Below are 8,492 nucleotides of genomic sequence, written 5' to 3' on the forward strand. Positions count from 1 at the left end.
CCGGCCCACTCCAGGATGCGGGCGGTGGCGAGATCGCGCTCGTCGGCGACTAGCCCGGCCACGTTGGCGCCGTGGTTCATGCCCGGCGCGGTGAAGACGTAGGAGTCCTCGGTCCTGGCGCCCGGGCGGAAGCGCTCGGCACCCCACGGGTCGGCCTCGCCGTAGACGAAGAGCATCTGGTTGGCGTGATTGCGCACCCACGAGTCCACGTCGCGCATCACGGAGGGGTCGAACCTCATCTTGATGTCACGCGGGACGAAGCTGCGGGGCGGCTGGTAGCCGTAGCGGATCAGGTCGTCCTCGATGTGCGGGAAGCCGATCGTCGGGGCGCCCATCTCGGTGCCGGCCTGGTAGTAGTACGGCGTGTAGGGGCTCAAGCCCTGGTCGGTGTAGAAGCTGAAGCCCGAGTAGTAGTCGATCGCGTCCCAGAGCTCCTGGTCGGTGGCGGCGGGCGCGTCGGCCGGGATGTTCGAGCACTCGGCCGTGCCGGCGTACTGCCAGAAGGCCCAGACGAAGTCGAGCACGACCATCTCGTACGCGGAGTCCAGGCTGCCCACGGTCTCGAAGGTGTATCCCTCGGAGGCGGCGAGATCGGCGTAGGTCTTCTTCAGCGCCTCGCGGCGTACGAGCGCCTCTCGCTGGACGCCGTTGAGACGGTCACGGCAGTCCTCGGTGCCGACGCTCGCGAAGAAGTCGTCGTAGGCGGAGTCCTCGCGGTTGACCACGTCGTTCGGCGCCACGTAAGCCACGACGCCGTCCATGTCACGCGGGTAGAAACGCTCGAAGTACGTCGCGGTCATGCCGCCCTTGGAACCGCCGGTCGAGAGCCACTTGGCGCCATAGATCGGCTCCAGCGCCTTGAAGATGGCGTGCTGGTCGCTGGCACCCTGCCAGATGTCGAGGTCGTCCCAGTCGGCCGGATCTGGTCGCGACGGGGTGAAGAACCGGTATTCCATCGAGACCTGGTTGCCGTCGATGATCCGGGTCGGCTCGCTGCGGCCCGGGTTGGTCGAGACGCCGTAGCCGCTGGTCTGGAAGACCGTCGGGCGGGCGGTGTCCTTGTGCAGAACCGTGAACCGCTGCTGGAACGTGGCACCGTGCGGCTCGCGGTGGTCGACCGCCTGGGTGAAGTTGAGGACGAAGTAGCGATAGCCCTCGACCGGCTTCTCCTCGATAAGGCTGACGCCCTCGATGGCCAGGAGGCGGTCGAGGATGTCCTCCTCGGCCGCGTTCGCGGGGTTGGCGGGGGTCGCGACAAGCAGCGAAACCAGCCCGATGGTCACCAGAATCCGTCCGATCAGCGCACGCATGCCCGGCAACCTATCCGGTCTACGACGTCACCGCCGCCGTTTATTCATTTGGGTGCCAATGAGAGGCCCATTCGTCCAGCGGCTCGAGCCTGCCGAGAAGGTCGCGACCGATCTTGCTCAGGCGATACCCGTCCCCGGGGTGCTCTACGACGCCAGCCGCGGTCAGCTCGCGCAAGCGCGCGGAGAGCACGCTCGAGGACACTCCCCCACACCTGGCCTGCAGATCACGGAACGTCGGTGCGGCCGCCTCGTCGCGGAGCTCCCAGATCACTCGCAGGGTCCAGCGACGGCCCAGCAGATCGAGCAGGGCCATGATCGGCCGACCGGTGGTGGATCCGCGAACCGGCTTCCCGGGGAGTGGCGTGGTCATCGATTGCGCTTTTGTTTTCGAAGCATGCGGGCTATCTTGCCAGACATGCCTCTGAATTCGAAGCACCCACGGGTGGAACCGCTCGAACCCCCGTACGACGAGGAGACCGCTGCCGCCCTGGACATGCTCGGACCGCCGATCCAGCTCTTCCGAGTCTTCGCCCGGCGTCCGGATCTTGCTCGTGGGATCTCCGGCTGGGGGTCCTACTACCTCTCTCGTCGCGCGGCGATGACGCTGCGTCACCGGGAGATCGTGATCCTGCGTACGACTGCGTTGTGCGGTGCCGACTACGAGTGGGGCATCCACGTGGCGACGTTCGCCGCGAAGGCCGACCTCGACGCGGCTCAGCTCCGTTCGCTGGGCGCCGGTACGGAGAACGACCCCTGCTGGGGCGAGCCGTCCGATGCCGCCGTGGTCGCCGCCGTGGACGCGCTGCACCACAACAACGAGCTGGACGACGCAACATGGGCTCGGCTGGTCGACGCCGTCGGCACGGACGCGGCACTCGAGATCACTCTGCTCGCCGGCTGGTACCACGCGATCTCGTACGCCGTCCGCACTCTGCGCCTTCCGCTCGAACCCGGCACTGAGGCCATCCCCCGGTGACCACCTGACGACGCGTGACTCGCGGAGATCGGCACCCGGGAAGCATTTGATGTCGGATGGCCTTCTAGCCCGCAGAGACCGCATCGAGGAGGCGCTTCACATGACGTTCGATCCGCACGAGCTGCTCGCCACCACCCGCCACGGGATCCTGGCCACTATCAAGGCCAGTGGGCTGCCGCAGCTCTCACCGGTGTGGCAGTACTACGACCGCGAGCGCGGCGAGGTCCTGATCTCCACACGCGAGGGGCTGGTGAAGACCAAGAACCTCCGCCGCGACGCGCGCGCGGCGATCGAGGTCGATGCCCCTGGCGGGCGGTCCTGGGCAACGGCCGAGGGCACGGTCACACTGACCGGCCCCGGCACCTCTACCGACGGCCCGGAGGTCGACGCGCTCGTCGACTACTACCGACGTGGCGCCGGCGAGCACCCCGACTGGGACGAGTACCGCGAGGTGATGGTCAAAGACCGACGGGTGCTCATCACCATCGCGGTCGCGAAGGTCTACGGGGCTGACCTGGGCTGATCCGGCCGACCGAGCCCGGCCGAGCGCTCCTCGCTCGGCCGGTCAGGTGATAGCGATTCCGCTGGAGGCTACCTCCGCGGGTTGAACAGCGTGCCGAACCCGGATGCACCGAGTCCACACAACGCGATGACGACTCCGGCGATCACGTTGGACACGATCATGCCCGTAGTGGTCTCGACGCCGTTCATGAGCCACGGTGCGACGACAGTCCACACTCCCATCAGCGGGACGGTCCACGCGAGACCGTGCGTACGCCCGAACGCTGACGCGAACCCGAGCGCCAGCAGGGCAACCGCGAGACCGATGATCAGGTTGCTGACCATCAGCGGCGATGCCGTGGTGTTGAAGCCCACGATCCATGGCGAGATCGCCAGGTAGAGGCCGGCCATCATCGTGACACCGTCAACGACCTGAGCGGTGGCAGACGACCCGGTCAGATCAAACCGGTCCCGGAGGGCCGCGATGTCTGGATGTTCCTGGATAGCCAAGTTTTCAGTCGACATTTGTTAGTTCACCTCCCTTGCCCAAATGCCAGAGGCAACGACTGTCTCCAGCCCACATTCTAGGCCCGCAACGGCGGAATGAACCCTGGCAAGATGGGCCGTTATGGACGTGAAGTCGCTGGAGGCCTACTGCCTCTCCAAGCCCGGTGCCTGGCCGGACAACCCCTGGGAGCACGAGCATCCGGTGATCAAGGTCGGACCGGGTGAGCGCGGGAAGATCTTCGCGTTCCTCGGGGGCGCCAAGGTGGGGTTGAAGTGCGGGCCATCGCGGGAGGTCGCCGACGAGTGGTTGCTGCGCTATCCCGACGAGGTGACGGTGACCGGATACATCGGGCGATCGGGGTGGAACGACCTGTCCTGGGGCGGCGCCATCCCGGACGAGGAGATCCTGGAGGCGGTCGACGAGTCGTACGTGACGATCGTCTCGAAGCTCCCCAAGAAGCTTCGCCCGGAGGGCTGGGAAGCCTGATCTGGTGCGGTGCCACAGGCGTCCGGGCTTGAACGAGGCCGAATGGTGAGGAATGGTGGAGCGGGTACTCCGAACCCAACCATGGAAGATCTCGACATGCTTCAGCTGACCGAGAACGCCACGACAATCGTTCGATCCATTGCAGAGCAGTCCGACGGCGCCGGCCTCCGGCTCGCCTCGGGTGCGGAACCCGACGGTGCTTTGAGCGCCGCTCTTGTCCCGACCGCAGAGGCCGAGGACCAGGTCATCGAGCAGGAGGGCGCGCGGGTCTTCCTCGACCAGGGCGCCGCCGCCGAGCTCGACGACAAGGTGCTCGACGCCGGGATGGACGACACCGGAAACGTACAGTTCGGGATCTCTTTGCAGGCCTGATCCCCGATTCGCCGGGGCGTGCCGCAGTCGCGGTGCGCCCCGGCGTCTCTCATTTTGTGCCTGCGGCGGTCCGAGCGCGCGCGTAGTGTCGCCGACATGAGCACCGCCGGCGTACCTGCCTGGGTCCATCTCTTCCTCGACGTGCCACGGGCACGGTGGCAGGAAGCGGTGGGGTTCTGGTCCGCGGCGACCGGGTGGGCGACGTCGCCGTCCCGAGGTGAGGATGGCCAGTTCGTCACGCTGGTGCCCCAGGAGGGCGACCCCTGGCTGAAGATGCAGGCCCTCGACGGAACCGAGCCCAGGATCCATCTCGACCTCGACGCCGGTGACCGCGAGGCGGCACTCGAGCGCTCGGTGTCGCTCGGTGCGAGCCCGGCGTGGACGTACGAGGACGTGCCGGTCATGCGCTCCCCCGGCGGCCTGCTCTTCTGCCACACGCTCACCGAGGGTCCCGCGACGGGGTTCGCTCGCACGGATCACGACCGCGTGCTCGACCAGGTGTGCATCGACGTCCCTCCGTCGCGCTGGGAGCAGGAGATCGGCTTCTGGGCGTCGATCACCGGGCGGACTCTCGAAGAGGCCAGGACTCCGGACTTCGTACGTCTCGCTGACCCCGATCCTCATGGCGGACTGCGCATCCTTCTGCAACGTCTCGCGGACGACGAGGGCGAGGTTCGGGCACATCCCGACTTCGCGGTCGCCAACCGTGCCTCTGAGACCTGTCGCCAGGTCTCGCTCGGCGCGGAGACGGTCGGCGTCTTCGAGTGGTGGACCGTGATGCGCGCGCCGTACGGGCAGGTCTACTGCCTCACCGACCGCGACCCGTCGACAGGACGCGTGTCGTGACCCGCGCACCGCAGGAAGTCACCCGCTACCCCGCCGGTCACGGCTTGGCCGGCCTGGCGCTCGGCACGGCGCTGGTCGTGCTGGCCCTCGTCGCCGGCCTGAACTTCACCTTCGCTGCAGCCGTCATGCCCAACCTGGCCGGCGCCGACGACCGTACGTTCGTGGAGATCACCCAGCGTTTCAACACGAACCCGGTCTTTCCGCTCAGCTTCACCCTTGCGTTGATGCTCATGCTGTTGACCGTCATCCTGCAGGCGGTCTTCGTCCGCGGGCCGGCGATGCGATGGGCCATCGCCGCACTGGTGCTCTACGGGGTCGTCCTGGCCATCACCGGCGGTCTCCACATCCCGCTCAACTACGCCATCGACCAGGCCGGTGACCCTGACCGCATCAAGGACCTCGCCCGTGTCCGCAGCGACTTCGAGTCGCCGTGGGTCGTCGGCAACCTGGTGCGCACTCTGTTCTGCACGGCCGCCGTCGCCGCCCTTGCCCGCGCACTCGTCCTGCACGGCCGCCAATCTATGCGTCGAGCTCACCCGTGACGACCACCCTGGTGGACTGGTGAGCATGCCCGACCCGGAGGCTGTCGCCATGGCTCGGCGGCAGTACGACGCCTACGCAGCCGACTACGACAGGGAGACGGGCTGGTACGAACGGATCATGCTCGGCGACGGCAGAGCCTGGGTCGGTCGTCAGGCTCGCGGTTCGGTGCTGGAGGTTGCCGTCGGGACCGGCCGCAACCTGCCCTACTACCCGCCGAGCACCAACAGGCTGGTTGGTGTCGATCTCAGCACGGGGATGCTTGCCCTGGCCCGCCGCCGGATCCGCGAGCTGGCGATCCGAGCGGAGCTCGTGCAGGGCGACGCGCAGGAGCTGCCGTTCGGCGACGACGCGTTCGACACCGTGGTGTGCACGCTCGGGCTGAGCAGCATTCCGGATGACCGGGCTGCGGTCGGCGAGATGCATCGCGTCCTGCGCCGGGGCGGCCAACTGGTCCTTCTCGGGCACGTCGCCAGCCCGCATCGGGCCGTGAGATCACTCCAGCACGCGATCGAAGTCGTTGCAGCGAACCACCAGCGGCCAACCGACTCCCAGACCCGAGACGTCCTCCCTCTGCTGCAGGAGGCACGGTTCACCATCTCGAACCACCGCCGCAGCCGTGCTGGCATCATCGAGCGACTGATTGCCACCAAGCCGTGATCGCGCAGAGGTCGCTCGTGCCTCCCGCGGGGTCGATTTCGCCGGCCTGCGATCTGAAAGGCTGAGAAGTCACCGCCCAGCCTGAAGATGCGCTGAAGGTGGGCGTCCGAGCGGTGATCGCGGGCGCTGCCTGTGGCACGCTGGCGAGGTGAACGAGGTTTGGTACGTCGTCGGGCTGGCCGCGGTCTCCGCGGTCGTGCTGGCGCTCGGGGTGTGGTTCGTGCGGCGCGAGATCCGCGACGGGATCTCGTCGGCGCCGGTGCTGTGGGCGGGCTACGCGGTGGTGGCCGCGTTCGTCGTCCTCGGCGCCCTGCGCGCGTCCTGGGTGGTGCTCTCATGAAGTCCCGCGCCGCCGTCCTCGGGTGGGTCGGTCTCGCCGGGCGCCTCTACCTCGGCTTCGTGTTCCTCGCCGCCGGGCTCGCCAAGCTGCCCGAGCCGGCGATCACCGAGCAGGCGGTGCGCGGCTACCAGCTGCTGCCGTGGCAGCTGGCCCCTGCGTACGCCATCGCGATGCCGATCGCGGAGATCGTGCTCGGCGCGATGCTCATTCTCGGGCTGTTCACCCGGACGGCCGCCGTCGCGATCGCGCTCGGCCTGTGCTCGTTCATCGTCGGGATCACCGCGGCCTGGGCGCGTGGGCTCAACATCGACTGCGGCTGCTTCGGCGGTGGCGGCGCCTCGGCCGACCCCAGCTATCTCGCCGACACCTTCCGCGACCTGGGCTGGCTCGCGATCGCGGTCTATCTGATCGTCGTACGCCGCACCAAGCTCGCACTCGACGATCTGCTGTTCCGGCGGGGGTCGGCGGCGGATCTCGAGGACTACAGCGAGAGCTCGAAGAAGACCGAGTTGGGGTCGAGCACGTAGCTGCCGAACGGCGGGCACTCGCTGAAGCCGTTGCGCGAATAGAGACGCCGGGCCGGCGCGTGGAAGTCGTCGCTGCCGGTCTCCAGGAGGATCCGTCGGCCCTCGGCCTCGCGGGACTGCGCGATCAGGTGGCGCAGGAGTGCGGTCGCGACGCCGCGGCCACGGGCAGCGACCGTGGTGCGCATCGACTTCAGCTCGAGGTCGCCCTCGCCCAGTGACTTGAGGGCACCGCAGCCGACGAGCTCGGTGTCGTCCCAGGCGGACCAGAACGCGATCCCGGGCACCTTCAGCGCCCCGACATCGAGTGCGTGCACCGATTCGGCCGGGCTCGCGGCGTACATGTCCTCGAGATGCTCCTCCAGGAGCCGGATCACCTCGGGCCGGGTCAGGTCGTCGAGCTCGAAACGCAATGGCACGGAGAGAGATTATCCGGCCCTCCCCTGTCGTGGCGGGTCGGGTGAGGGTGCGCTCGTGCAGTATCGCCGGCTGCGACAATCGTGTGCGATAGTGCGCCGAACTAATGATCGGAGCGAACGTCGCGACGGCACGCCGGTCGGGGTCGGTCGAGCCATCGTTCGGCCCGCTCCCCTAACATCTGCGCATGCCCTCTCGTACGCTTCCGGCCGCTGCCGTCGCCGCCCTGCTCCTCACGCTCTCCGCCTGTGGGTCGGGCTCTGATGACTCCGGCGCCAAGGACGAGAGCGAGGGCCCGAAGTCGAGCGAGTCGAGCGACTGGAAGTCGATCGTCAAGCCGGGCAAGGCCAGCTGCGACTACGCCGAGGACCCGATGGGCGCCGCCAAGGAGGTGGACGCGCCGGAGGAGACCGCGCAGTACACCGGCAAGGTCCCCGCCACCATCAACACCTCCGTCGGCGAGCTCGGGATCACCCTCGACGCCGACAAGGCGCCCTGCACCGTCAACTCGTTCCTCTCGCTGGCCTCGCAGGACTACTACGACGGCACCAGCTGCCACCGCCTCGGCAACAACCCCGGTTTCGCGCTGCTGCAGTGCGGTGACCCGACCGGCGAGGGCACCGGCGGCCCGGGCTACACCATCCCCGACGAGTTCGAGGAGAGCGACACCTTCCCCGCCGGCACCCTCGCCATGGCCAACACCGGCCAGCCCAACTCCGGCGGCAGCCAGTTCTTCATGGTCTTCGGCGACACAGAGCTCCCGCCGGCGTACACCGTGTTCGGCACCCTCGACGACGCCGCCATCAAGGCCCTCACCGAGGTCGGCGAGGCCGGCGTTGCCGAACCCGGCCCTGACGGCACCGGCCTCCCCAAGACCGCTGTCGACTTCGAGACCATCTCCGTCGGCTGACCCCCTCTGGGCCGAGAAGTCACCTCTGCAGGCCGAGAAGTCACCCCAACGGCCGAGAAGTCAGTTCTGCAGGCCGAGTTGGCACTGCGCTGCCCTCTCGAC

The 8,492-nt window shown here is 68.1% G+C and carries 14 protein-coding genes; 10 read left to right on the forward strand and 4 right to left on the reverse strand.

Annotated elements, in window-relative coordinates; all coding sequences use genetic code 11:
- Together ACRDPS_RS20000 and ACRDPS_RS20005 are read right to left on the reverse strand one after the other, a co-directional pair.
- Positions 1 to 1,310: aminopeptidase (locus ACRDPS_RS20000; protein WP_431503414.1), on the reverse strand; the 1,310-nt coding region annotated here is incomplete at its 3' end.
- A gap of 40 nt (positions 1,311 to 1,350) precedes the next feature.
- Positions 1,351 to 1,680 carry a winged helix-turn-helix transcriptional regulator gene (locus ACRDPS_RS20005; RefSeq protein ID WP_431503415.1) on the reverse strand — a complete coding sequence of 110 codons (330 nt, stop codon included), beginning with the start codon at positions 1,678 to 1,680 and terminating at the stop codon, positions 1,351 to 1,353.
- Positions 1,681 to 1,725: 45 nt separating this feature from the next.
- Between ACRDPS_RS20005 and ACRDPS_RS20010 the strand changes: the two genes are divergently transcribed.
- Together ACRDPS_RS20010 and ACRDPS_RS20015 are read left to right on the forward strand one after the other, a co-directional pair.
- The gene (locus ACRDPS_RS20010) at positions 1,726 to 2,286 is read left to right on the forward strand and encodes a carboxymuconolactone decarboxylase family protein (RefSeq protein ID WP_431503416.1); all 561 of its coding nucleotides are present in this window, start codon (positions 1,726 to 1,728) and stop codon (positions 2,284 to 2,286) included.
- A gap of 100 nt (positions 2,287 to 2,386) precedes the next feature.
- Positions 2,387 to 2,809, forward strand: a complete 423-nt coding sequence (locus ACRDPS_RS20015; RefSeq protein WP_431503417.1) for a PPOX class F420-dependent oxidoreductase — start codon at positions 2,387 to 2,389, stop codon at positions 2,807 to 2,809.
- Between the two features lie 68 nt (positions 2,810 to 2,877).
- Here ACRDPS_RS20015 and ACRDPS_RS20020 read toward each other — a convergent pair whose 3' ends face one another.
- Positions 2,878 to 3,297, reverse strand: a complete 420-nt coding sequence (locus ACRDPS_RS20020) for an SPW repeat protein (RefSeq protein ID WP_431503418.1) — start codon at positions 3,295 to 3,297, stop codon at positions 2,878 to 2,880.
- Positions 3,298 to 3,415: 118 nt separating this feature from the next.
- Between ACRDPS_RS20020 and ACRDPS_RS20025 the strand changes: the two genes are divergently transcribed.
- The 7 genes from ACRDPS_RS20025 (at position 3,416) to ACRDPS_RS20055 (ending at position 7,066) form a co-directional block, all read left to right on the forward strand.
- Entirely contained in the window at positions 3,416 to 3,781 is a 366-nt protein-coding gene (locus ACRDPS_RS20025) for an MmcQ/YjbR family DNA-binding protein (protein WP_431503419.1), read from the forward strand.
- Between the two features lie 96 nt (positions 3,782 to 3,877).
- On the forward strand, positions 3,878 to 4,153 hold the full coding sequence (locus ACRDPS_RS20030) for a Fe-S cluster assembly protein HesB (RefSeq protein WP_431503420.1): 276 nt from the start codon (positions 3,878 to 3,880) through the stop codon (positions 4,151 to 4,153).
- A gap of 96 nt (positions 4,154 to 4,249) precedes the next feature.
- Positions 4,250 to 4,999, forward strand: coding sequence for a VOC family protein (locus tag ACRDPS_RS20035; protein ID WP_431503421.1), 750 nt, complete (start codon positions 4,250 to 4,252; stop codon positions 4,997 to 4,999).
- Positions 4,996 to 5,541, forward strand: a complete 546-nt coding sequence (locus tag ACRDPS_RS20040) for a DUF1772 domain-containing protein (RefSeq protein WP_431503422.1) — start codon at positions 4,996 to 4,998, stop codon at positions 5,539 to 5,541. Before ACRDPS_RS20035 ends, ACRDPS_RS20040 begins: the two co-directional genes overlap by 4 nt.
- 25 nt (positions 5,542 to 5,566) lie before the next feature.
- Positions 5,567 to 6,199: a class I SAM-dependent methyltransferase gene (locus ACRDPS_RS20045; protein WP_431503423.1), complete on the forward strand. Its 633-nt coding sequence runs from the start codon at positions 5,567 to 5,569 to the stop codon at positions 6,197 to 6,199.
- Between the two features lie 148 nt (positions 6,200 to 6,347).
- A complete protein-coding gene (locus ACRDPS_RS20050; protein WP_431503424.1) occupies positions 6,348 to 6,539 on the forward strand; it encodes a hypothetical protein in 192 nt (63 codons plus the stop codon).
- Positions 6,536 to 7,066 carry a DoxX family protein gene (locus ACRDPS_RS20055; protein WP_431503425.1) on the forward strand — a complete coding sequence of 177 codons (531 nt, stop codon included), beginning with the start codon at positions 6,536 to 6,538 and terminating at the stop codon, positions 7,064 to 7,066. The genes ACRDPS_RS20050 and ACRDPS_RS20055 overlap by 4 nt, the downstream gene beginning before the upstream one ends.
- Here the strand turns inward: ACRDPS_RS20055 and ACRDPS_RS20060 are convergent.
- The gene (locus ACRDPS_RS20060) at positions 7,021 to 7,482 is read right to left on the reverse strand and encodes a GNAT family N-acetyltransferase (RefSeq protein WP_431503426.1); all 462 of its coding nucleotides are present in this window, start codon (positions 7,480 to 7,482) and stop codon (positions 7,021 to 7,023) included. The two genes, ACRDPS_RS20055 and ACRDPS_RS20060, sit on opposite strands and share 46 nt — an antisense overlap.
- Before the next feature lie 185 nt (positions 7,483 to 7,667).
- Here ACRDPS_RS20060 and ACRDPS_RS20065 point away from each other — a divergent pair, with 185 nt between their 5' ends.
- Entirely contained in the window at positions 7,668 to 8,390 is a 723-nt protein-coding gene (locus ACRDPS_RS20065; protein WP_431503427.1) for a peptidylprolyl isomerase, read from the forward strand.
- The last annotated feature ends 102 nt before the right edge of the window (positions 8,391 to 8,492 follow it).

The organism is Nocardioides sp. (assembly GCF_050699375.1).
GTDB lineage: Bacteria > Actinomycetota > Actinomycetes > Propionibacteriales > Nocardioidaceae > Nocardioides.